The following is a 22,509-nucleotide window of genomic DNA, read 5'->3' as shown; positions in this document are numbered from 1 at the left end:
AGGGACGTGGAACAATGGCCGGATGAGCATGATGAATCGTCCTGCAGCAGGCGCCGACACCGGCGAGACCGTCGCCTCGGTGCGCGACTACGAGAGCGCGCAGAAGACGGTGTCGAAACTCATCGCCGAAGAGGTCCCCGCGCGTGACATCGCCATCATCGGACAGAGCGTGCGCACCGTCGAGCGGATCACCGGTCGTCTCGGCTATGCGGCTGCCGCGCGCTCGGGTGCGATCAACGGCGTGCTGATCGGCCTGTTCCTCTCCGCGATCCTCGTGCTCGGCAACCCCGACGTGCCCATGCAGCTGTTCGTCGGCTTCGTCTTCATCGGGGTGGCCCTCGGCATGCTCATGAGCCTGGTCACGTACGCGATCGTCCGCCGGCGCCGCGACTTCGCGAGCGTGACGCAGTTCGCCGCCGACCACTATGAGGTCACGGTCCAGCCGGCGTCCGTCGCCAAGGCCCGGAGAGTGCTGGGTACCGCACCGCAGACCACCGTGGTGCGGCCGCCGGTCGACCTCGACGAGCCGCCGCGGTACGGCGAGCGCATCCCCGCACCGGGCGCAGCCGCCCCGGCCGCGCCCGTGATCCCGCCTCGCCCCGCCGACCCCGTGCCGCCGACCTCGCAGCCCGAGCAGGCACAACCGGCGGTGCAGGATCCGGCGACGCCGGAGGCCGGCAGCGCCCCGCAGCTCGACGAATCCGGAGAACCTCGGCAGTGACCGGCATCCGCCCGTGATCGTCTCGATCGCCGTCGAACTGCCGACCGGCACAGCGACGGTGTCGGCCGACTGGCAGCCCGGATCGAACGGCGTCACCGCGATCGTCGCGCACGGCGCCGGGGCGGGCAGGGAGCATCCTTTCCTCACCGGCTTCGGCTCGGCCCTGCAGGAGCGCGGCTTCTCGACTCTGCTGTTCAACTTCCCGTATGTGGAGCTCGGCAGGCGCATGCCGGGTCCGGCTGCACACGCGATCGCGACGTGGCGCGCGATCGTCGAGTTCGCCAGGGCGCAGGATGCTGCAGCGGATGTGTGGGCGATGGGCAAGTCGTACGGCGGACGCATGGCATCCATGGCCGTCGCCGAGGGCATGCACGTCGCGGGTCTCGTCTATCTCGGCTACCCTCTGCACGCGCCAGGCAAGCCCGAGAAGCCGCGCGCCGAGCACCTGACCTCGATCGCGGTGCCGCAGCTGTTCATCGAGGGCGACAACGATCCGTTCATCCAGCCTGTGTCGCAGTTCGAGGAGGTCGTGGCGACGTGCCAGGACGCGACGGTGGTCTGGGTCGAGGGCGGCGGGCACACCTTCGAGGTGAAGGGGCACAAGCGCCCCGCCTCCGAGATCGGGTCATCGTTGGTCACATTCGTGTCGGATTTCATCGCTCGCTGACACCATGAGAGGTGTATGAGCACCTCATCTGACTTCGACGCCATCACGATCGACCAGCTGCGCGCGAGCGGCAGCTACAAGTGGTCGACGTACCCTGAGGCCATCGGCGCGTTCATCGCCGAGATGGACTTCGGAGTCGCGCCCGAGATCAGCAGCGCGCTGACCCGATCGGTCGAGGCGCTCGTGGGCTATCCGACGCCCGAGCTCGTGTCGTCGATGTCGGCGGCGACGGCGCGGTGGCTGCGCGATGAATACTCGTGGGACGTGCCGCCGGAGCGGATCAGGCCGGTCGGCGACGTGCTCATCGCGATGCGGGCGACGATCGATCACTTCACGGCTCCCGGGTCGAAGATCGTGCTCCCGACGCCCGCGTACATGCCCTTCCTGAAGATCCCGCCCATGCATGACCGCGAGATCGTCGAGGTCCCGCTCCTCCTCGAGGACGGCCGCTACGTGTTCGACCTGGACGGCCTCGATCGTGCCTTCGCCGACGGCGGAGGGATGCTGATCCTCTGCAACCCGTACAACCCGGTCGGGCGTGTGTTCACCCGCGAGGAGCTGCTCGCGGTGTCGGAGATCGTCGAACGGCACGGCGGCCGCGTGTTCGCGGACGAGATCCATGCACCGCTCGTGTTCGCCCCGCACCGGCACATCCCGTACGCCAGCATCAGTCAAGCCGCGGCCGGCCACACGATCACGTCGACCAGTGCGTCGAAGGCGTGGAACCTGCCAGGCCTGAAGACCGCGCAGGTCATCCTCAGTAACGACGCCGATGCTGCGACGTGGGCGACGCCGGTCGTGACGCGCAACGAGCTGCTCGCGAGCAATCCGGGCATCATCGCGAACACGGCCGCCTACGACGATGCCCGTGACTGGCTCGCAGACACACACGCCTACCTCGACGGCAACCGCACCCTGCTGGGAGAGCTGCTCGCCGAGCACATCCCCGCGATCGGCTACACGCCGGCCGAGGGCAGCTACATCGCGTGGCTCGATGCGCGCGGGCTCGGCATCGAAGGCTCGCCGGCCGACTTCTTCCGCGAGGAGGCCGGTGTCGCGCTGACCGACGGCATCGCATGCGGAGCCGCAGGAGAAGGGTTCCTGCGGTTCATCCTCGCGACGCCCCGCCCGATCATCGAGCAGGCGGTGCGGCAGATGGCCGCGGCGCTGGCGAGGCACCGGGTTCCGGTCGGCGTCTGAGGCGCCGGTATCCGCGGACCATCACCGCGCTCCCCGGAAGATCACCGATGGTCTGTGATCTCCCGGAGAGGACCGGGGGACGGCTCAGCCCTGCTGCACCCGCGCGATCCACGCCTCGACCTCGTCCGCGGTGCGCGGGATGCCGGCCGAGAGGTTCACGGGGCCATCGGCGGTCATGAGGATGTCGTCCTCGATGCGCACGCCGATGCCGCGATACTCCGCGGGAACCGTGAGGTCGTCGATCTGGAAATACAGTCCCGGCTCGATCGTGAAGACCATGCCAGGCTCGAGGATGCCGTCGTAGTACATCTCCCGGCGCGCCTGCGCGCAGTCGTGCACGTCGATGCCGAGGTGGTGCGACGTGCCGTGCACCATGTAGCGACGGTGCTGGCCGCCGGCATCCGCATCGAGTGCCTCTTCGGCCGTCACCGGCAGGAGGCCCCATTCAGCGGTGCGCTGGGCGATGACCTGCATGGCGGCGCCGTGCACGTCGCGGAAAGGCACGCCGACCTGGGCGGCGGCGAACGCGGCGTCCGCAGCCTCGCGCACGGTCTCGTAGACGCGGCGCTGCACCTCGGTGAATGTGCCGGAGACCGGGAGCGTGCGCGTGATGTCGGCGGTGTACAGGCTGTCGGCCTCGACACCCGCATCCACGAGGATGAGGTCGCCCGGGACCACGGTGCCGTCGTTGCGCGTCCAGTGCAGGTAGCAGGCGTGCGGACCGGATGCGGCGATCGTGTCGTAGCCCTCGCCGTTGCCGTCTTCGCGCGCGCGTCGGTGGAACACGCCCTCGACCACGCGCTCGCCGCGAGCGTGCGCGACGGCCTGGGGGAGCGAGCGGATGATGTCGTCGAAGCCGTTCGCCGTGATCTCGACGGCGCGGCGCATCTCGGCGATCTCGAATTCGTCCTTGACGAGCCGCAGCTCGGAGACGAAGCGCGCGAGCTCGGCGTCGTCGAGCGTGAGGTCGTCGTCGCCCGCCTCGAAGGCCTCGAGGTGATCGGTCGAGACGCCGAGGTCGGCGGCGACGCCGGCGAGCGCCGGGCGCGGTCCGATCCAGAACTCGCCGATCGTCGCATCGGCGTAGAACTCGGTCGTGGTGCGATCGGCGCGCTCACGGAAGTAGAGCGTCACGTCGTGGCCGTCGTCGGTCGGGTCGAAGACCAGCAGCGAGTCGGGCTCGGCATCCGACGCCCAGCCCGTGAGATGCGCGAACGCGGAGTGCGCGCGGAACACATAGTCGGTGTCGTTGCTGCGCTGCTTCAGGGATCCGGCCGCGATCACCAGGCGCTTGCCGGGGAAGGCAGCCGAGACGGCTGCGCGGCGAGCTGCCGCGTACGGCGCCTGAGCGCGCTGCGACGGCAGCGACTCTGGACGCTCGGCCCATCCGGTCGAGATGGTGTCGAGGAAGCCCTGCGGGAACGGCTGCTTGCGGTTCGTGGTGCTGTTCTCGGTGGTCGGCTCAGCCGTGGGCTCGGCGATCGTGTCGCGTTCTCCGGTGTTCATGCATCAAGTCTGTCACCCCGTCGGCCCGTTCGCGCGGGCCGGCGGGAGAGAGGACGCGGATGCCGACGATTCGTCTCATCCGGCGAGCCGGCGTCGGGCCGGAATGAGCGATTCGTCTGGGGTCAGGCTCGGTCGAGGAGCCGTGGATCATTCGGTCGCCGCGGGCTCCAGCTGCACGACCAGCCCGCGGTGATCGCTGCCGCTGGCGTCGGCGATGATCATGGACCCCGTCGGCGTCCAGTTCTGCGAGGCCATCACATGGTCGATCGGGGCGCTGAGCAGTTCGGGCAGAGAGCTCGGCCAGGTGCCGCTGAGCCCGTTGCCGGTGCGCGATGCGACGTCCCGGCAGTAGCCCATGTCGCCGCCGCCGACACCGAGCGGCGCCATGTGGTCGATCGTCGCGTTGAAGTCTCCGGCGAGGATGAAGTCGCCCTCAGGACACTGATCGGCGATCCACTGCAGGTCGCTGCGCCACTGGCCCATCTCCTCGCGTCGCGGAGCGACCGCGTGCACCGCGACGATCGTGGGGCCGGAGCCGTCGACCGGCATCAGCACCACGCTCGGCACGGAGCCGGTGTTGCTCGATCCGTCCTGTGACGACTCGATGACCGAGTACTGGCCGAGGTCGGCGGCGACCAGCACTGTCGTCTGCCACGATTTGGGTCCGTCGACGACGTCGGGGTTGAACTGCACGTTGTGCACCCACATCGGGTGCCCTTGGTCGCGGAGCATCACGGCGATCTCCTCGCCCACAGCCTCGGTCGTCTCCGGCAGTGCGACGATGTCGGCTCCGCTGTCGACGACCTCCTGAGCGATCGTCTCGGCGGAGACCACCTCGCCCGCGGTGTTCCAGCTGAGGACCCGGATGCTGGTGTCGGTCGCATCAGGCAGGGTGTTGCGTCCGAACCCGCGATTCACCCCGATCAGCGCGGTGGCCGCGGCGCCGAGCAGGGCGATGATCAAGACGGATGCCGCGAACCCGCGCAGCGTCTTCGAGAGCATCAGCAGCATCGCGAGCAGCGCGAGCAGCAGCAGCGCCCCGAGAACAGCCCCTCGCGCGGCGACGACCTGCGCGAACGGATAGGTCTGCTCGAGGTGGAAGAACTGCGGCCACACCGCGATCGCCGTCGCGATCGCGAGCAGCACGGTGAACAGGATCCCCAGTAGTCGAAGCATCCCCTCCAGCCTAGAAGCGCAGTCTGTGAAGTCTCTGCCGCCGGGCTACGCTCGGAGCATGTCGCACCTGTTCTCCGGCCCCGCGGATCTGCACCTGCACTCCAATCATTCGGATGGCACGGAGGCGCCCGCCGAGGTCATGCGGCAGGCGCACGCGCACGGCGTGAGGACGGCGGCGCTGACAGATCACGACAGGACGACCGGATGGGCCGAGGCGGGGGACGCGGCCGTGACGCTCGGCATGACCTTCATCCCCGGAATGGAGCTGTCGGCCAAACACGAGTGGCGGAGCGTCCACGTGCTCGGCTACCTGTTCGATCCCGAGGACGCGGCGCTCGCCGCGGAGACCGATCGCATCCGCGGCGACAGGGTCGGCCGCGCCGAGCGCATCGTCCGGAGCATCGGCCGCGACTACGACCTGCTGTGGGAGGACGTGCTGGCTCAGACCACCCTCGACGCCACCGTCGGCCGCCCGCACATCGCCGATGCGCTGATCGCCCGCGGGATCGTGCGCGACCGCACGGAGGCGTTCGACGGCATCCTGCACCCTCGTGAGGGGTACTACGAGCCGCACTACGCGCCTGACCCGCTCACCGCCGTGAGACTGATCACGGACGCGGGTGGTGTCGCGATCATCGCACACCCCTCGACCGCGGGCCGTGACCGCATGATGCCCGTGCCGTTCGTCGAGCGCCTGATCGAGGAGGGGCTCGGCGGTTTCGAGATCGACCATCGCGAGAACACGGAGTCCGGCAAGCGCGTGCTGCGGGATCTGGCGAAGAAGCACGACCTGATCGTCACGGGATCGAGCGACTATCACGGCAGCGGCAAGCCGAACCGGCCGGGGGAGAACACCACCTCGGACGAGATGGTGGCGCGGCTCGTCGACCGCGCCACCGGGTTCTCGCCGCGTTATCCCTGACGCGCGATCGCGTCGAGCGTCGCGAGTTCGTCGTCCGTCAGCCGGATGGCACCGGCCGCGATGTTCTGCTCGAGGTGCTGCAGGTCGCCCGTGCCGGGGATGGCCAGGACGTTGGGTCCACGATGAAGTGTCCATGCGAGGCGGATCTGCGCGGATGTCGCGCCATGAGCGGCGGCGACGGCGTCCACTTCGGAGGCTCCCGTCTCGTCGTGAGCTCCGCCGGGGAGCGCGCCGGGTACCGCTGCACCCATCGCGAAGAACGGCACGAACGCGATGCCGCGCTCGCGGGTGAGGGCGAGCACCTCGTCGTCCGCCCGCTCGGTGAGCGAGTAGCGGTTCTGCACGCACACGATCGGAGCCACGCCCAGGGCTTCGATGAGCTGCACCCCTGACACGTTCGAGACGCCGATTGCGCCCAGCAGCCCGTCGTCGCGCAGTTCCGCGAGTGCGCCGATGTGATCTGCGAGCGTGCCCTCCTCTTTGCCGAGGCTCGAGCCCCAGCGCAGGTTCACGACGTCGACGCGCTCGACGCCGAGCTGGCGGATGTTCTCCTCGACCTGGGCGCGCAGCTGCTCGGGCCGAGCATAGGGCTCGAACTCTCCCTCACGGCTGCGCGCGGGGCCGACCTTGGTCGTGAGCACGATGTCGCGATCGTAAGGCTGCAGAGCAGTCGCGATGAGCTCGTTGGACGAGCGGACGCCGTTGAAGTAGAAGGCCGCGGTGTCGATGTGGTTGACGCCGAGCTCGACCGCCCGGCGCAGCACCGCGATCGCCGCGTCACGGTCGCGCGGCTTCGGATCCCACGGCATGCCCGTGAGACGCATCGCCCCGAAGCCGAGGCGGTTGACGGTGCGGTCGCCGAGCTGCCAGGTTCCGGCGGATGCGGCTGCGAGGGGGAGGAGGTCGTTCTGTGCTGTCATGCATTCAGAGTCGCTCGCAGTCGAGGGGAATCGCGACGGCTGGCAGGATGTTGCCACGGAGGACGTCGAGCGGCGCCACTCGAGCACGATGGAGGCATGGCGATCATGACACGGACCGAGGAGAGCGTCGTCGTCGTGCGCGGCGAGGCCGAGGTCATGCGCAGAACCGCGCGCCTGTTCGAGAATGCGACGGACATCGCGTGCGCCGCGAACGACCTCGCGAGCTGGCGGTGGGCGTCGACAGGACCGGCCGCGATGCCCCCGCCTCCTGCAGGTGCGACCGTGCGCAAGGTCTTCCGCAGCGGCACGCTGCTCGATCCCGGGTGGTCGCAGCGTCTCGATCACATCCGCAGCAACCCGGGCGTCTCGATCCGGGTCACCGGCGACGAGGTCAACGAGACCATCATCCTCGACCGGCGTGTGGCGATCCTCGCGGGCGATCGGCGCGCCGGCGAGCGCACCTACAGCATCATCACGCAGCGCGACGCAGTGCAGGGCGTGACCTCGCTGTTCGAGGCCGCATGGCGCGCGTCGACGGATCTCGACGTGCACGACGCCGCGAGCGCCGAGATCAGGCAGCTCGCGCCGCAGGTCCTCGATCTGCTCGGCGCGGGTGTCAAGGACGAGTCTGCGGCGCGGGCCATGGGCTTGAGCGTCCGCACCTACCGCAGAAGGGTGGCCGAACTCATGGAGGCCCTCGGCGCGGAGTCGCGCTTTCAAGCCGGAGTGCGGGCCCGGGAACTCGGCCTGGTCTAGACAGAAGGGGCGGATGCCGCAGCATCCGCCCCTTCGGCGATCATCAGGCTCCGACGACCGGACCCGCTCCGGCTCCGCCCGAGCCGCCGCCGCCGCGGCGGCGACGGCGGCGGCGCGCGGGAGCGGGCTTGCCGTCGTGGTGCTCCTTGCCGGCACCGTCGTGGGTTCCGGCGCCCTCGGCCGAGCGGTCGGCCTGTGCGGTGTCGTTCGAGCCTTGTGCGTCTGCGCCGCTGTCGGCACCCTCGGCGAAGGTGGATCCGACCTGGTCCGCATTGCCGCGACGACGGCGGCGACGGCGCGTGCCGGATTCCGTGGAGCCCTCGGCCGCGGCATCCGCTGCCCGCTCGGCGCGCGGAGCGCGCGCCGGCTTCTCGGCCTTGGGAGCCGTCACCAGGCGACCCTTGGTACCCGCGGGGATGTCGAGGTCTTCGAAGAGGTGGGGACTGGACGAGTAGGTCTCGACGGGCTCGGGCTGACCGAACTCGAGGGCGCGGTTGATGAGGGCCCACTTGTGCAGGTCCTCCCAGTCCACGAACGTCACGGCGATGCCGGTCTTTCCCGCACGTCCGGTGCGGCCTGCCCGGTGGAGGTACGTCTTGTCCTCGTCGGGGATCGTGTGGTTGATCACGTGCGTCACGTCGTCGACGTCGATGCCGCGGGCGGCGACGTCTGTGGCGACGAGGACGTCCTTCTTGCCGGCCTTGAACGCGGCCATCGAGCGCTCGCGCTGGTCCTGGCCCATGTCGCCGTGCACTCCGCCGACATTGAAGCCGCGGTCGCTGAGCTCGTCGACCAGACGTTGCGCGGCGCGCTTGGTGCGGGTGAAGATCACGGTCTTGCCGCGACCCTCGGCCTGCAGGATGCGGGCGATGATCTCGTCCTTGTCCATGGAATGCGCCCGGTACACGAGGTGCTTGATGTTCGCCTGCGTGAGGCCCTCATCGGGGTCGGTCGCGCGGATGTGGATCGGGTTCGACATGAATCGTCGAGCCAGAGCGACGATCGGTCCGGGCATGGTCGCCGAGAACAGCTGCGTGTGCCGCACGGCGGGGACCTTCTGGAAGATCTTCTCGATGTCGGCGAGGAAGCCGAGGTCGAGCATCTTGTCGGCCTCGTCGAGCACGACCTCGGTCGCGTGAGACAGGTCGAGCAGGCGCTGGCCTGCGAGGTCGATCAGGCGGCCGGGGGTTCCGACCACGATCTGCGCGCCGGCCTTGAGCTGGTCGATCTGCCCCTCGTAGGCCTTGCCGCCGTAGATCGCGACGACGCTGGTGGAGCGGTTGCTGGTGAGCAGGTCGATGTCCTCGTACACCTGCACCGCGAGTTCGCGGGTGGGAACCACGATGAGCGCCTTGACGCCGTGCTCGGGGTCGAGGCCGAGGCGCTGGACGACCGGGATGCCGAAACCGAAGGTCTTGCCGGTTCCGGTCTTGGCCTGGCCGATGATGTCCTGGCCGGGCAGGCCAAGGGGGATGGTCTGCTCCTGGATGGGGAACGCGTCGACGATGCCCTTGGAGGCGAGCGCGTCGATGATGTCCTGATCGATACCGAGATCAGCGAAGGTTGTCACTATGTTCAGGTGCCTGTCCGGCGACATGGAACAGTCGCCTCGTCATGGATCCACGCCCTCTGCGTGCCACAGGCGCGGGGCCCCGCTCCGACGGCGGGGACGACACCAGCCTACCCGAGGGCGCCCGGGACCCTCGAGAGGTGCCCGCCACGAGTAGTGTGAAGCCGTGGTGAACTGGTTCTGGAATCGCAGCAAGACCCCGCGCCGCACGCTCGCGCTGCGCAGCCGCGGCGAGCAGAGCGGCGCGACGCGCGTCGACTTCGCCGAACTCGCTCCCGAGCTCAACCGCTTCCTCGGGCAGGCGGCCTACCTCCAGCTCGGCTACTTCGAGACGCTCACCCGTCTCATCCGGGCGACGCCAGAGCTCTCCGAGAAGGAGTCGCTGTCTCGCGCAGCGGGCGCCACGCTCACCAAGCACCGCGCGATCGTGGATCTCATCGCGGCGCGCGGCGAGGACCCGACGCAGCTCATGCTGCCGTTCCGCGAGAACCTCGACGCGTTCCGGCGCAAGACGATCGGTGCGCGCCCGCAAGAGACCATGCTGGCCGTGCACATCACCGCGGGCATGCTCGACGACTTCTACCTGGCCCTCGCCTCGAGCTATGGCGAGACGGGGGAGAAGGTGCGTCAGATCCTCAGTGAGGACGATGCGCGCCACGAGATCGTCGCGATCATCCAGGAGACGATCGAGAGTGACGAGGAGTGGCGGTCGCTGCTGTCGATGTGGGCGCGCCGTCTCGTCGGCGACACGATCCTCGTCTGCCGATCGGCGCTGCGCCCCGAGCGCCTCGCAGCGGCGGATGACGAGCGCATCGAGCCCGTGTACACGGAGCTCATGGGCGCGCACGCACGTCGCATGGACGCGATGGGGCTCGCCTCCTAGGCAGCCCGCAGGCGCCGGCCGGCTTCAGCGGTGCGCGAGAGGTCGGAGTTCTTCGGCGACGCGCCGCGCGCAGAACGCCTCACGCGGCGCGTCGCAGGAGAACTCCGACGATTCACGCGCGCGTGCGGATGCCGGAGAGGACGAAACCGGGTCTCAGATGCCGAGCGCGACCTTGGCCGCGGCATCCGACCGTCGACGTACCGCGACGATGGCGATCGTCGCGAGGGCTGCGACGATGACGGAGCCGAGAACACTCGCCAGCCACAGCCACACGCTGTCCTCGCCGACGCCGGCCCACTGGGAGCCGGTGTAGACGATCGCGGCCAGGGCCGTGGCGATCGCCGGGGTCACCGCGACGCCGCGCAGTTCACGCCCGGCGATCAGGTAATGAGCGGCGATGCCGAGCACGCACGCTCCGATGAGTGCGAGAAGGATGTACACGGCTCAGGCGACGAAGCCGACGCGGCGGGACTCTTCGGTGCCCAGCTCGATGTAGGCGAGGTTCGCGGTCGGGACGAGGTAGGAGTTGCCCTTGACATCGGCGAAGTCGAGGTGCGTCGAGCTCTGCTCGAGAGCGGCGGTCACCTTGGCGCGCACCTCATCGGCGCTGGCGGAGGTCTCGAAGTTCAGTTCGCGGCCGGTGTTGACGATGCCGATGCGGATTTCCACGCGTGCTCCCTGGGTGTGAGGCTACTGACTGCGCCCAACTCTACCCCGGCGGGCAGGGCCAGGATCGCTCACGGCGCGGGTTACGCCGTGAGCGCACATCGTCGTGTGGAGGGCATCTCGATCTCGATGTCCGCGCGTCCCAGTAGCGTGGATTCCATGACACAGGATGCTGCGCAACGGGCCGTCGTCGGTGCCCCGGCGACGGCATCCGGCGTCATCATCGGCGCCCCGGGCACGGGGAAGACCCGCACCCTCGTCGATCGCGTGGTGCATCTCCTCGACGCCGAGGGCCTGCGCCCGGAGGAGCTGATCGTGCTGACGCCGAATCGGCAGGCGGCCACCGCGCTGCGCGACCGCATCGGCGTGCGCATCGGGCAGGCGACGCCCGGCCCGCTCGCCCGGTCTCTCGGGTCTTTCGCGTTCCAGGTCGTGCGCGGCGCGATGGTGCGGGCAGGACTCGAGCCGCCCGCGCTTCTCACCGGGGCCGATCAGGATCGGCTGATCGCCGAGCTCCTCGCCGGAGACGCGGAGGACGAGCGCATCCCCTGGCCGGAGGCGCTGAGTGCCCCCGTACGTCTGTCCAAGGGATTCCGTACCGAGCTGCGCGCGTTCCTCGCCGAGTGCACCGAGCTGGGAGCCGGGCCCGACGAGCTCCGCGCGGCGGGAGAACCCGCGTGGGCCGCCGTGGCGGAGTTCCTCGTCGAGTACCGCGGTGTGCTCGACGCGGCACGCTCCGCTCACCGTGACGCAGCCGACCTGGTCGCCGAGGCGGGGGCGATCCTGCACACGGCGGATGCCGCGACCCTCGGACCGCTCGCGGCTCTGCGGGTCGTGCTGATCGACGATGCGCAGGAGCTCACGCGCGGCGGCGTCGCCCTCGTCCAGGCTCTGCAGGCGCGAGGGATCGCCGTGCTCGCCTTCGGCGATCCCGACATCTCGTCCGGCGCGTTCCGGGGCGCGAGCCCCGAGCTGTTCGCTCAGCTCGCCGGCGCCCTCGGCACGGTGCACGTGCTCGACGGCCCGCACCGGCAGGCGCCGGCGCTCACCGCTCTCACGCGCACCGTGACCCAGGCGATCGGCGTATCAGGGCGCGTCGAGCACCGCCGCGCTCCCGGGCCGGTCGCGGAGCCGGAGGCCGACGCCTCGGTGACGACGTTCATCGCCCCCTCGCCCTACGAGGAGCTCGATCGGATCGCCGGCGTGATGCGCGACTGGCATCTCAACGACTCTCTTCCGTGGGACCGGATGGCTGTCATCGCCCACGACACCCGTCAGGTCACGATGCTCGAGGCGGAACTGGCTGCGCGCGAGATCCCGACCAGAGCCGCAGGTGTGCAGCGTCCGCTCGGCAGCGAGACGATCGTGCGCGACATCGTGAGCGCCGTGCGGCTCGCGCTCACCCCCGTCGAGGATCGGACACCGCAGGAGCTCGAAGAGGCGCTGCGCACGCCGTTCGGAGGCATGGACGCGATCGGCCTGCGGCGTCTGCGCGCGCGGCTGCGGCACATCGAGCTCGAGAACGGCGGGTCGACCCCCGCGCGCGAACTGCTGCGTCAGGCGTTCGCGGCTCCCGCGCACTTCGACCTCATCGACGCCGCAGAGGCCCGCTCGGCCGCACGATTCGCGACGACGATCGCGGAGGTCGCAGAGGCAGCCGAGCGCGGCGAGACGATCCACGACCTGCTCTGGCGCGTGTGGGATCAGTCGCGTGCCGTCGACGGCCGACGCCTTCATGTCGCCTGGCGTGAGACCGCTCTGCAGGCCGGCGGCGCTGAGACCGCGCGAGCCCTCGACGCGCTGGTCTCGCTGTTCGACGCGGCGAAGAGGTTCGTCGAGCGGGCGCCGAACGAGAGGCCAGAGGTCTTCGTGCGCGACATCCTGGACAGCGAGATCCCCGAGGACTCCCTGTCGAGTCCCGAACGACCCGGCCGGGTCACGCTGCTCACGCCGGCCACGGCTCTGGGCACCGAGTTCGACGCGGTCGTGGTGGCCGGCGTGCAGGACGGCGTCTGGCCGAACGTGCGGCTGCGCGGCGGGATGCTGCAGACCTGGCGCCTCGCCGATGTGATCACCGCCGCGCGCGGGGGAGCAGTGTTCGAAGAACCGGGCGTCCTCGATCGACGTCGCTCGGCTCTGCACGACGAGCTGCGCCTCTTCGTCCGCGCCGTCTCACGAGCGCGACGGCGCCTGCTGGTCACAGCGGTCGACGACGACGACATGTCGCCGAGTGCCTTCTTCGGCTTCCTGCCGCAGCCGGATCCGCCCGAGATGCACGCCTCGGCCGAGCATCCGCTCACCCTGCGCGGTCTCGTCGCGCGTCACCGCCGGGCCCTCACGACGTCCTCCTCCGCGACGGTCCGCGCGGATGCGGCGCGGCAGCTCGCAGTGCTGGCTCGCGAAGGCGTGCCGGGTGCCGACCCGGCCGAGTGGTACGGGGTGCTGCCGCCGACGACCGATGCCCCTCTGCGAGACCTCGCGGTCGACGGTGCCAGCGTGTCGCCGTCGAAGATGGAGTCCTTCGAGGAGTGCGGCGTCAACTGGGTGGTCGCAGCCCTCGGCGGCGACACCGTGATGCCGCCGACCGCGGGTATCGGCACGATCGTGCACGAGGCGATGGAGAAGGTCCCTGACGGCGACTTGGAGCGCATGCGGGCGATCGTCGCCGAGCATTGGCCGGAGCTCGACTTCGAGACGGAGTGGATCGGGCGCAAAGAGCGCCGACGCGCGGACCTGCTCGTCGAGAGACTGCACGCCTATCTCGGAGACGTCCGCGCCGACGGAGGACGGATCATCGCGAGCGAGGTGGAGTTCCGGTTCGCGGTCGATGTGGGCGACGAGCCGGCGGTGCGAGAGGTCGGCGAGGACCGCAGCGGCCAGGCGATCATCCACGGTTTCATCGACCGCGTCGAAGCGTACCCGGCCGGTGCGGGCGACCACGCACACGCGCGAGGGCGGGGGGCCGAGCGCATCACCGCGAGATCGGAGAGCGAGAGGGTCGTCATCGTCGACCTCAAGACGGGCAAGAACGACCCCGAGTCCGACGCCGGAGTGCTCGAGCACGCACAGCTCGCGGCATATCAGCTGGCCGTGCAGCAGGGCCTCATCGACGGCGCCGACCCGGCGGCGCTCGCGGGCGCGAGGCTGGTGCTCGTATCCAAGACGCTGGCGAAGAGCGACTATCGGATCGCCCATCAGCACACTCTCGACGACGAGGGACGCACCGCGTTCCTCCTGCGCGTGGCCGAGGCCGCTCGTGGCATGGCGGCGTCGAGCTTCACCGCCCAGGTCGAAGCGCATTGCGCCGACACGCAGGGGAACCGAGTCAAGCCCTGCAGGATCCACTCTGTGCCGGCGGTGAGCGCATGAGCCTTCTGCAGACGGCGACCTCCGTGTGGGCGGGCACGCTGAACCTCTCGGCGACCGACGTCGCGGCGGCGCTGGGCCAGCCGTCTCCGACCGCTGCGCAGCAGCGCGTCATCGAAGCCCCGCCCGCACCGGCACTCGTGGTCGCGGGAGCGGGCAGCGGCAAGACCGAGACGATGTCGGGCCGTGTCGTGTGGCTCGTGGCGAACGGACACGTGCGCCGGGACGAGATCCTCGGCCTCACGTTCACACGCAAGGCGGCGGGCGAGCTCGCCGAGCGCATCGGCGCCCGCCTGGCCGTGATCGACGAGTACGGGCGGCGCGGGCTCCTGCCGTACCTCTCCGAGATCGTGTCCTCGGGCGCGCTGCGCCGCGTCGACGAGTCCGCACAGGGGCGCCAGCGCGAACTCGTGCGGCGCCACGTGCTCGACGAGCTGGCGGCGTCGTACGCGACCGGATGGGATCCCGCCACGCCCCGATCCGCCGAGGACCTGATGATCCGTCCCCGCGTGTCGACCTACAACGCCTTCGCCGACGGCATCGTACGCGAGCACGCCGCGCGTATCGGTCGTGATGCGGACGTTGCGATGCTGAGTCAGGCCGCATCATGGATGCTGGCCCGAGAGGTCGTGCTGCGCAGCGACCTGCCCGAGCTCGAGGAGATCGACTACACCCTAGGCACCGTCATCGACGCCGTGCAGCGGCTCGCGGGCGACGTCCTCGACCATCGGGTCGACCTCGGCGAGGCCGAGCGCATCGCGCGCGAGCAGGCGTTCGCGTTCGAGCCGTATCGCAGCAACGGCGACGTCGACAAGGCGGCGGCGAATCTGCTCAGCCTGCCGACGCTCACAGCACTCGTCCGCGAGTACATCTCCGAGAAGGCCCGGCGCGGAGTGCTGGATTTCGCCGACCAGGTCGGCGGCGCCTACGACATCATCGAGTCGGCACCCGATGTGCGCGAAGAGCTGCGCGAGCAGCACCGGGTGGTCCTGCTGGACGAGTATCAGGACACCTCGGTGATCCAGACCCGGTTCCTCGCCGAGCTGTTCCGCGACTCCGCGGTGATGGCTGTCGGCGACCCGCACCAGTCGATCTACGGGTGGCGCGGCGCGAGCGCGGACAACCTCTACGCGTTCTCCCGGGCCTTCTCGCGTGCGGGTGACGCGCAGACGTACAGTCTCATGACGAGCTGGCGCAACGATCGCCGCATCCTCGACATCGCGAACGAGGTGCTCGTGCCGCTGCAGCGTCCGGGGCTCGACGTGCCGCCGCTCGAACCGCGGCCGGGTGCGGGAGACGGCCGCGCCGAGGTGCGCTTCCCGTTCACGGTTGACGAAGAGGCCGATGCGGTCGCGACATGGTTCGCCGACCGTCGCGCCGCTCATGACGCCCCGGCGGCAGGCCGGCCGCACACGGGCGCGATCCTGTTCCGCTCCAAGAAGCACATGCAGACGTTCGCAGCGGCCCTGGCTGCGCGCGGCATACCGCATCGCATCCTCGGCCTCGGCGGTCTCCTGTCGACCCCTGAGGTCGTCGACGTCGTCTCGACCCTGCGCGTCGTGCACGACCCGACTGCGGGGTCTGCGCTGATCCGACTGCTCACCGGACCGCGATTCCGCATCGGCGTGGCCGACATGGCGGCACTGTACGACCTCGGCCGCCGTCTCTCCGAGACCGACACCGGCATGAGCCCGCTGCCGGAGGAGGTCCGCATCCGACTGCGATCCTCTCGTGGAGCCGATGAAGCGATCTCGATCGTCGACGCGGTCGACGTCGTGCGCGCGGTCCGCGACGACTATCGCATGATCGACGGGATCAGTGCGGAAGGTCGTGCCCGGATCCGCGCAGCAGGCGAGATGCTCGAGCGTCTGCGGCGGGCTTCGGCGCAGCCGATCCCCGAGCTCATCCGGCTGATCGAGCTCGAGCTGCGACTGGACATCGAGCTCGCGGCGAACGAGACACGAGGACCTGCGCGCGTCGCGGCGACGCAGCTGCGCGCCTTCGCAGACGAGGTGCGCGCGTTCCTCTCCGCCGATGAGCGGGGGACCATCGGCAGCCTCCTCGCCTGGCTCGACAAGGCTGAGAGCACCGACGAGCTGATGCCGCGTCCCGAGCCCCCGGAGCCTGGAGTGGTGCAGCTGCTGACCATCCACGGCTCCAAGGGGCTCGAGTGGGATGCGGTGGCGGTGGTGCGTCTCGTCGCGGACGAGCTGCCGAGCCGCCCGACGGACACGTCCGGATGGTTCGGATTCGGAGTGGTTCCGTTCGCGTTGCGCGGCGATCGCGATGCGCTGCCGCGCTTCTCGTGGGATCCCGACGAGGCCGTCGCGGGTGAGACCGATCCGGCGAAGCGGCTCAAAGCCGGCATCGCCTCGCTCACCAGCGCCAGCAAGACGGCTCCGGGTGCCCTCACCGTGTTCAAGGCGGCGTACCGCGATTACCAGCAGCAGGAGGAGCGCCGGCTCGCGTACGTCGCGGTGACCCGCGCCCGTACCGATCTGCTGCTCACGGGCGCGCATTGGGCGGGGCAGAAGAAGCCGCGCGTGCCGAGCCCGTATCTGCTGCAGGCGATGGAGGTGCTCGGCCTCGATCCGATCGCTCCCGTCGACCCCGAGCAGAACCCGTACGACGGTCCCGGTGCGACCCTCACCTGGCCCCTGGATCCGCTCGGCGCCCGGCGGACGGTCGTCCAGGCTGCGGCCGATGCGGTCCGCGAAGCCGCGCTGCACACGCCTCAGCCGAGCCCCGAGCTCGAGCGTCTGCTGGCCGAGCGCGCAGCGCGCCTGCAGGGGACGGATGTGCCACCGCCGACGCGTGTGCCCGCATCCAGGTTCAAGGACTACGTCACCGACTTCGGCGGCACGCTCTCATCGATCGTGCGGCCCATGCCAGAGCGACCGTACCGCCAGACGCGTCTCGGCACCCTCTTCCACGCGTGGGTCGAGCGCCGGAGCGGACAGGTCGGCGTGGGCACCCGAGCGGACGAGGCCCTGTGGGAGCTCGACGAAGACGACGCGGCGTCTGCCACGGGCGACGTCTCTGTCGCGGATGCCGCCGATCTCGGCAGCCTGCAGGAGATCTTCGAACGCAGCGAGTGGGGATCGCTCAAGCCGATCGCCGTCGAGATCGAGATCGACTTCGCCCTGGGTGGGGAGCCGGGCGAGTCGCTCTCGGATACCGGTGAGCCGGAGCGGCACGAGGGCCACGTCGTGATCTGCAAGCTCGACGCCGTCTATCGCCGCGAGGATCGCGGGGGGCGCATCGAGATCGTCGACTGGAAGACGGGCAAGGCGCCGCGGACGCCTGCGGAACGAGAAGAGCGGATGCTGCAGCTCGCCCTGTACCGGCTGGCCTACCACCGTCGGTTCGGCGTGCCGCTGGAAGAGATCGACGTCGCGCTGTACTACGTGGCGGACGATCTCGTGATCCGCGGTGACCGGGTCTACTCGGAGTCGGAGCTCTTCCACCGCTGGAGTGCGGCGCGCGCGGCGCGCTGAGCCTCGTCTTCGGGAGAGGTGCCCTCGTCCTCGCCCTGGGAGATCCCGGATCCGCCGCCGTCGGATGTCGATGGGCGCAGCGAGGAGAGATCCTCCGTGTCCAAGGCCGCAGCCTCGGCGCGATGCGCAGCGTCGTTCTGAGCATCGTCGCCGTCCACGGCTTCGGCACGCTCGGGGGCGTCGAGATCTTCGTCGCGCCAGAGCTCGTTCGGATTGTAGGCATCCGTCTGCATCGAGGTGTCGACGGCTGCCACGGCGCTCGCCGGCACGCTGTCCAGCGCGTCCATCGCCGAGTCGACGCCCTCGCCGCGAGACGAGATCACCGTGAGGTCGTCGGAGTGAAGCCCGTCAGCGAGAGCCTCGAGCAATGCGGCGGCATCGTCGACGATGTCCGCCCGGCGCAGAGAATCGCCGTGCACGAGCCAGCGCGCGAACTCCAGTTCGGCGAGCAGCCGGGCCCGCACCTCGATCGCCGCGTCAGGCGTGCGCTGCGAGGCGCGCGCGTACGCGGCCTGCACGTCGTCGGCCGCCTCCGGGGCTGCGGAGAGCCAGGCGAGGTCGATCGCAGGATCGCCGACCGACAACGCGTGCCAGCCGACCAGACCTGAGACCTGAGGTCCGAGATCAGCGTCGTCGACGAACAGGAAGGATGTGGCCTGCACGCCCCCCAGTGTCACTGTGGACTCGAACCGCCACAGGTCGTCATCGGCGACGGCCTCGCGCCAGCGCACCGTCAGACGCGCGGGAACGCGCCCGGTCGAGGCGGCCGCGTCGACGACGCGGCCGATCTCGTCGCGGGTCTCCTGGGCCGAGCGCGCCGGCAACCCCGCACCGCGCACCACGGAGGTCGGCATCGCATGCACGGCGGCGATCGCCGCGCCCATCGACTCTGCGGCGCCGCGCCCGGCGGGCACATGAGCAGCTTCGATCTGAAAGCCGGGAAGGAGCTCGGTGACCAGGGCTCGTCCGTCGCTCACGCGGGTCTCGCCGATGTACTCGGGGATCCGGAACGGCAGCATCGCCCGGGCTCCAGCCGTCAGCGCTCTCAGTGCGAGCGCCTCCGCGGCGAGCTCTGTCGCAGCCTCATCGTCGTCTGCGACGCGGATCGCGAGCTCGCGCCCGTCGCTCAGCGATGCGATGGCGGAGTCGAAACGACCGTCGCCACCGGCGGTCAGGGCACGGGCGCCCGTCACCTCCGCCCCGGGCAGTGCGGCTGTCACGGCCGCGGCTAGAGTGAAAGGAGAGCGTCCCATCCCCCCAGGGTAGGTCGGCTCAGGGGCGGTCCTGCCTCCGCCACGCCCGTGAGAGAGGGAGTCGATGACCATTCCGCCCATGTCCATCGATCGCGCGGGGGATCTGCGCGACAGTCCGGGCATCCTCGAGCAGCTGCGCGCCGACGCGACGAGCACCGTCGTCGCGGTGCGTGACGGGCGGGTGCGGGTGGAAGACGACCGTCTGTTGCGGGTCGGCGCAGCCGACGTCACGGACGCCACCTGGGCTCTTCTCGGACGCGACGCCGACGGCGGGGCGGTGCTCCTGGCGGCGCTGCCACCAGAGGCCGGCACCATCGACGCCGCCCCCGAGGAGACCTGGCTCGGACTGCGCGACGTGGGCGGCCGCCTCGGCGATGCGGACACCGATCTGCTGATCGAGGCGCTCGCTCTCGCCGGATGGCTTCGCGACGCGCCGTTCTGCCCGAGCTGCGGCGGCGGAACCGAGCTGCGTCAGGCAGGGTGGTCGCGCCGCTGCCTGGTGTGCGGCCGCGAGCACTTCCCGCGCACGGATCCGGCCGTCATCGTCGCCGTCGAGAGCCGCGACGGCGAGCGCCTGCTGCTGGGCGCGAACGCGAACTGGGGCGGGCGCATGTATTCCTGTTTCGCCGGGTTCGCCGAGGCGGGGGAGTCGCTCGAGACGACCGTGCACCGCGAGATCGAGGAGGAGTCGGGCGTCCGGCTGCACAGCCTCCGCTACGTCTCCTCCCAGCCGTGGCCGTTCCCGCGGTCGCTCATGATCGGCTTCCGCGCGGTCGTCGACGACGAGGACGCCGCGCGCCCTGACGGCGAGGAGATCATCGACGTGCGCTGGTTCACCCGGGCCGAGATCGGCTCGGCGCTCGAGGGCGAGGGCCCGGTCGGACTCCCCGGCAAAGCGTCGATCGCCAGGGCTCTGATCGCCGGCTGGTACGAGGAACGCGCGTGAGTGCGCTCGACGCGCTCGACGAACGGCAGCGGGAGGCGGCATCCGTGCTGCGCGGTCCGGTCGCGGTGCTGGCCGGAGCCGGCACGGGCAAGACGCGTGTGATCACGCACCGGATCGCGCACGGGGTCGACACGGGCGCCTATTCGCCCTCACGCGTGATGGCTGTCACGTTCACGGCGAAGGCAGCCGGGGAGCTCCGCGGGCGACTGCGTGCTCTCGGCGTCGAGGGCGTCGCTGCCCGCACCTTCCATGCGGCGGCCCTCGCGCAGCTGAACTTCTTCTGGCCCACGCTGGCGGGTTCTCCGGCGCCGAGCATCATCGACAACAAGGTGCGGATGCTGGGCCAGGCCGCCGATGCCATGCGCCTGCGTCCGAGCACGGCCACACTGCGCGACATCGCCTCCGAGATCGAGTGGCGCAAGGTCTCGATGCTGTCGATCGATCAGCATGCGGCTCTGGGGCGCACCGTGACGGGCGTCGATGCCACGCAGCTCGTCGAGCTGCAGCGCGCGTACGAGGCGCTCAAGGACGAGCGCCACCAGCTCGACTTCGAGGACGTGCTGCTGGCGTGCGCGGGGATGCTCGAGGCGGAGCCGCGGGTGGCGGCATCCGTCCACGAGCAGTACCGGCACTTCACGGTCGACGAGTACCAGGACGTCTCGCCGCTGCAGAACCGGCTGCTCGAACTGTGGCTGGGCGACCGCCGCGACATCTGCGTGGTGGGCGATGCCAGTCAGACGATCTATTCGTTCGCAGGGGCCGAGCAACGGTTCCTGCTCGACTTCGAACGGCGTCATCCCGACGCGACCGTCGTGCGGCTCGAGACGAACTACCGTTCGCAGGCGCCGATCCTCGCCGCGGCCAACGCTCTGATGCGCGGGCGTCCGGGTGCGCTCGAGCTCGTGCCGGCTCGCGATTCCTTCTCGGCCGATCCGCCGACCGTCACCGCCTACGACACCGAAGGAGAAGAGGCCGCGGGCATAGCCGCCGCGATCGCCGCGCGCATAGAGAGCGGAACCTCGCCCTCCGAGATCGCCGTGCTCTATCGCGCTCACTCTCAGTCGGGCGTGCTGCAGCAGGCTCTCGCCGCGCAGGGCATCGCCACATCGGTGCTGGGCGGTACGCGTTTCTTCGCCATGCCGGAGGTGCGCCAGGCGATCCTCGCGCTGCGAGCCGCAGCCGTCGCGCCGACCGAGCACGGATTCCTTCCCGGCGTGCAGCGCGTCCTGCGCGAGCTCGGCCTGACGGACGAGCCACCGGCAGCCGGCGGTGCGCAGCGTGACGGCTGGGAGGCACGACGCGCGATTCTGAGACTCGCCGAGGAAGCAGGGCCCGACGAGACGCTTCGCAGCTTCAGCGATGCGCTGATGGCTCGCGCGAAGGACCAGCATGAGCCCACTCTGCGCACCGTGACGCTGTCGACCCTGCATGCGGCCAAGGGCCTCGAATGGCCGCACGTGCATCTGGCGGGCTGGGCAGAGGGGGCGCTGCCGATCTCGTACGCCACGGGCTTCGAAGCGATCGACGAGGAACGGCGGCTGGCGTATGTCGGCGTCACGCGCGCCGCGCGAACCCTGTCGCTGTCGTGGTCGCGTTCGGCCGGACGGGGAGAGAGGGCGCCGTCGCGCTTTCTCGCAGAGATCGGGACGGCTGCTCGCGGCACCGGCATTCTTCGTGAAACCGCACCGAACGCCACACCCGCCCGCCGGACTCGCTGACCTCCACGAACGATCCGGCAGAGGCTCCCTCGGCGAGCAGACGCGCCGCAAGGGTCGCTGCCTCGGCGACCTGGGCCGCGCCGATCGGACCGGGGTTGCGGCCGACGAGCTGAGCATGCATGCGCGGCCACGCGGGGTCGCGGTCGCGTTCGTGCGCGTCGCGACAGCTCAGACAGGGCGTCTCTCCGGGGATCACGAGCGGGCCGACCGTCGTGCGTCCGCGTTCGAGCGCGACCGGAAGATGGGTGATGTCGTCGCGCAGGTAGCTCGCGAGGTGCAGGGCGGCTGCGGCGCCCCGCACCAGGATGACTCCGCAGTCGCGCGAATCCGCACGATCACCCGGTTCGACTCCCTCGTCGGCGAGCGCTTCGCGCATGCGGTACTCGCATCGGCCGTCGGTCATCCCGATGGTCTCGACCCACGCCGACCGCGGTGCGGGCGCATCGTCGACGAGCAGGGGACGCAGGCGGGCCAGCAGCAGCTGAGCTTCACGCCTGGGTGCGCCGGCCCCGTGCGCGATCACGTCGAAGGCGTTCATGCGGAAGCCCTCGGCCATCCGCGTCAGCAACGGCACCACCCACGGGGCGTCGACGGGAAGCCTGACGTCGCCGTCCACTCCGAGCTGCAGCGTCTCGCTGTCGCGCCACAGCAGCGGCACGCCGGGGTCCAGTCGGGTGATCGTCTTCGGGCTCAGCGGTGACATACCCCGATTCTGCGGAACCGGGCTCGCCCGTGGGGCGCG

At 70.2% G+C, this 22,509-nt stretch carries 17 protein-coding genes; 10 read left to right on the top strand and 7 right to left on the bottom strand.

Features of this window, described 5'->3' with window-relative positions; translation table 11 throughout:
* Nucleotides 1-22: 22 nt before the first annotated feature.
* Genes RS84_RS17625 through RS84_RS17615 form a run of 3 tightly spaced genes read left to right on the top strand, consistent with a single transcriptional unit; the run spans nucleotide 23 to nucleotide 2,588 of the window.
* Nucleotides 23-721, top strand: a complete 699-nt coding sequence (locus tag RS84_RS17625) for a general stress protein (RefSeq protein ID WP_045259014.1) — start codon at nucleotides 23-25, stop codon at nucleotides 719-721.
* Nucleotides 722-737: 16 nt separating this feature from the next.
* A complete protein-coding gene (locus tag RS84_RS17620; protein WP_052676448.1) occupies nucleotides 738-1,388 on the top strand; it encodes an alpha/beta family hydrolase in 651 nt (216 codons plus the stop codon).
* Nucleotides 1,389-1,403: 15 nt separating this feature from the next.
* On the top strand, nucleotides 1,404-2,588 hold the full coding sequence (locus RS84_RS17615) for a MalY/PatB family protein (RefSeq protein ID WP_045259013.1): 1,185 nt from the start codon (nucleotides 1,404-1,406) through the stop codon (nucleotides 2,586-2,588).
* Nucleotides 2,589-2,672: 84 nt separating this feature from the next.
* Here the strand turns inward: RS84_RS17615 and RS84_RS17610 are convergent, their stop codons facing one another.
* Both RS84_RS17610 and RS84_RS17605 read right to left on the bottom strand, forming a co-directional pair.
* A complete protein-coding gene (locus tag RS84_RS17610) occupies nucleotides 2,673-4,094 on the bottom strand; it encodes an aminopeptidase P family protein (protein WP_045259012.1) in 1,422 nt (473 codons plus the stop codon).
* Nucleotides 4,095-4,241: 147 nt separating this feature from the next.
* Nucleotides 4,242-5,270, bottom strand: coding sequence for an endonuclease/exonuclease/phosphatase family protein (locus RS84_RS17605; RefSeq protein ID WP_045259011.1), 1,029 nt, complete (start codon nucleotides 5,268-5,270; stop codon nucleotides 4,242-4,244).
* A 58-nt stretch (nucleotides 5,271-5,328) separates the two neighbouring features.
* Between RS84_RS17605 and RS84_RS17600 the strand changes: the two genes are divergently transcribed.
* Complete coding sequence (locus RS84_RS17600) at nucleotides 5,329-6,192, top strand: PHP domain-containing protein (RefSeq protein WP_045259010.1); 864 nt, start codon at nucleotides 5,329-5,331, stop codon at nucleotides 6,190-6,192.
* On the opposite strand, the gene RS84_RS17595 is transcribed toward RS84_RS17600, so the two are convergent.
* A complete protein-coding gene (locus RS84_RS17595) occupies nucleotides 6,183-7,112 on the bottom strand; it encodes an oxidoreductase (protein WP_045259009.1) in 930 nt (309 codons plus the stop codon). The genes RS84_RS17600 and RS84_RS17595 overlap by 10 nt on opposite strands.
* Before the next feature lie 96 nt (nucleotides 7,113-7,208).
* Here RS84_RS17595 and RS84_RS17590 point away from each other — a divergent pair, with 96 nt between their 5' ends.
* Complete coding sequence (locus RS84_RS17590) at nucleotides 7,209-7,868, top strand: DNA-binding response regulator (RefSeq protein ID WP_235281522.1); 660 nt, start codon at nucleotides 7,209-7,211, stop codon at nucleotides 7,866-7,868.
* 43 nt (nucleotides 7,869-7,911) lie between these two features.
* Here the strand turns inward: RS84_RS17590 and RS84_RS17585 are convergent, their stop codons facing one another.
* Nucleotides 7,912-9,438 (bottom strand): DEAD/DEAH box helicase, encoded by a 1,527-nt coding sequence (locus RS84_RS17585; RefSeq protein WP_082062279.1) that lies wholly within the window; start codon nucleotides 9,436-9,438, stop codon nucleotides 7,912-7,914.
* 166 nt (nucleotides 9,439-9,604) lie between these two features.
* On the opposite strand from RS84_RS17585, the gene RS84_RS17580 reads away from it, so the two are divergent.
* On the top strand, nucleotides 9,605-10,321 hold the full coding sequence (locus RS84_RS17580) for a ferritin-like fold-containing protein (RefSeq protein WP_045259007.1): 717 nt from the start codon (nucleotides 9,605-9,607) through the stop codon (nucleotides 10,319-10,321).
* Between the two features lie 153 nt (nucleotides 10,322-10,474).
* Here RS84_RS17580 and RS84_RS17575 read toward each other — a convergent pair whose 3' ends face one another.
* Nucleotides 10,475-10,762, bottom strand: coding sequence for a hypothetical protein (locus RS84_RS17575; protein WP_045259006.1), 288 nt, complete (start codon nucleotides 10,760-10,762; stop codon nucleotides 10,475-10,477).
* A 3-nt stretch (nucleotides 10,763-10,765) separates the two neighbouring features.
* Nucleotides 10,766-10,990 (bottom strand): DUF3107 domain-containing protein, encoded by a 225-nt coding sequence (locus RS84_RS17570; RefSeq protein ID WP_045259005.1) that lies wholly within the window; start codon nucleotides 10,988-10,990, stop codon nucleotides 10,766-10,768.
* A gap of 156 nt (nucleotides 10,991-11,146) precedes the next feature.
* Here RS84_RS17570 and RS84_RS17565 point away from each other — a divergent pair, with 156 nt between their 5' ends.
* Nucleotides 11,147-14,356, top strand: a complete 3,210-nt coding sequence (locus tag RS84_RS17565; RefSeq protein ID WP_052676430.1) for an ATP-dependent helicase — start codon at nucleotides 11,147-11,149, stop codon at nucleotides 14,354-14,356.
* Nucleotides 14,353-17,850, top strand: a complete 3,498-nt coding sequence (locus RS84_RS17560; RefSeq protein ID WP_045259004.1) for an ATP-dependent DNA helicase — start codon at nucleotides 14,353-14,355, stop codon at nucleotides 17,848-17,850. Before RS84_RS17565 ends, RS84_RS17560 begins: the two co-directional genes overlap by 4 nt.
* On the opposite strand, the gene RS84_RS17555 is transcribed toward RS84_RS17560, so the two are convergent.
* Entirely contained in the window at nucleotides 17,796-19,103 is a 1,308-nt protein-coding gene (locus RS84_RS17555; RefSeq protein WP_045259003.1) for a phosphotransferase, read from the bottom strand. The two genes, RS84_RS17560 and RS84_RS17555, sit on opposite strands and share 55 nt — an antisense overlap.
* A gap of 79 nt (nucleotides 19,104-19,182) precedes the next feature.
* On the opposite strand from RS84_RS17555, the gene nudC reads away from it, so the two are divergent.
* Nucleotides 19,183-20,049: an NAD(+) diphosphatase gene (nudC, locus tag RS84_RS17550; RefSeq protein ID WP_235281521.1), complete on the top strand. Its 867-nt coding sequence runs from the start codon at nucleotides 19,183-19,185 to the stop codon at nucleotides 20,047-20,049.
* Nucleotides 20,046-21,767, top strand: coding sequence for an ATP-dependent helicase (locus tag RS84_RS17545; RefSeq protein ID WP_045259001.1), 1,722 nt, complete (start codon nucleotides 20,046-20,048; stop codon nucleotides 21,765-21,767). The genes nudC and RS84_RS17545 overlap by 4 nt, the downstream gene beginning before the upstream one ends.
* Nucleotides 21,768-22,509: the final 742 nt, after the last annotated feature.

The organism is Microbacterium hydrocarbonoxydans (assembly GCF_000956475.1).
GTDB lineage: Bacteria > Actinomycetota > Actinomycetes > Actinomycetales > Microbacteriaceae > Microbacterium > Microbacterium hydrocarbonoxydans_A.
This window is presented reverse-complemented; position numbering and strand designations above follow the sequence as displayed.

What these genes read in the sequence shown, in the direction of transcription:
- RS84_RS17625 (WP_045259014.1), top strand. Translation starts at nt 23, where the DNA reads ATGAGCATGATGAATCGTCCTGCAGCAGGCGCCGACACCGGCGAGACC.
- RS84_RS17615 (WP_045259013.1), top strand. Translation starts at nt 1,404, where the DNA reads ATGAGCACCTCATCTGACTTCGACGCCATCACGATCGACCAGCTGCGC.
- RS84_RS17610 (WP_045259012.1), bottom strand. Translation starts at nt 4,094, where the DNA reads ATGAACACCGGAGAACGCGACACGATCGCCGAGCCCACGGCTGAGCCG.
- RS84_RS17605 (WP_045259011.1), bottom strand. Translation starts at nt 5,270, where the DNA reads ATGCTTCGACTACTGGGGATCCTGTTCACCGTGCTGCTCGCGATCGCG.
- RS84_RS17600 (WP_045259010.1), top strand. Translation starts at nt 5,329, where the DNA reads ATGTCGCACCTGTTCTCCGGCCCCGCGGATCTGCACCTGCACTCCAAT.
- RS84_RS17595 (WP_045259009.1), bottom strand. Translation starts at nt 7,112, where the DNA reads ATGACAGCACAGAACGACCTCCTCCCCCTCGCAGCCGCATCCGCCGGA.
- RS84_RS17590 (WP_235281522.1), top strand. Translation starts at nt 7,209, where the DNA reads ATGGCGATCATGACACGGACCGAGGAGAGCGTCGTCGTCGTGCGCGGC.
- RS84_RS17565 (WP_052676430.1), top strand. Translation starts at nt 11,147, where the DNA reads ATGACACAGGATGCTGCGCAACGGGCCGTCGTCGGTGCCCCGGCGACG.
- RS84_RS17560 (WP_045259004.1), top strand. Translation starts at nt 14,353, where the DNA reads ATGAGCCTTCTGCAGACGGCGACCTCCGTGTGGGCGGGCACGCTGAAC.
- RS84_RS17555 (WP_045259003.1), bottom strand. Translation starts at nt 19,103, where the DNA reads ATGGGACGCTCTCCTTTCACTCTAGCCGCGGCCGTGACAGCCGCACTG.
- nudC (WP_235281521.1), top strand. Translation starts at nt 19,183, where the DNA reads ATGTCCATCGATCGCGCGGGGGATCTGCGCGACAGTCCGGGCATCCTC.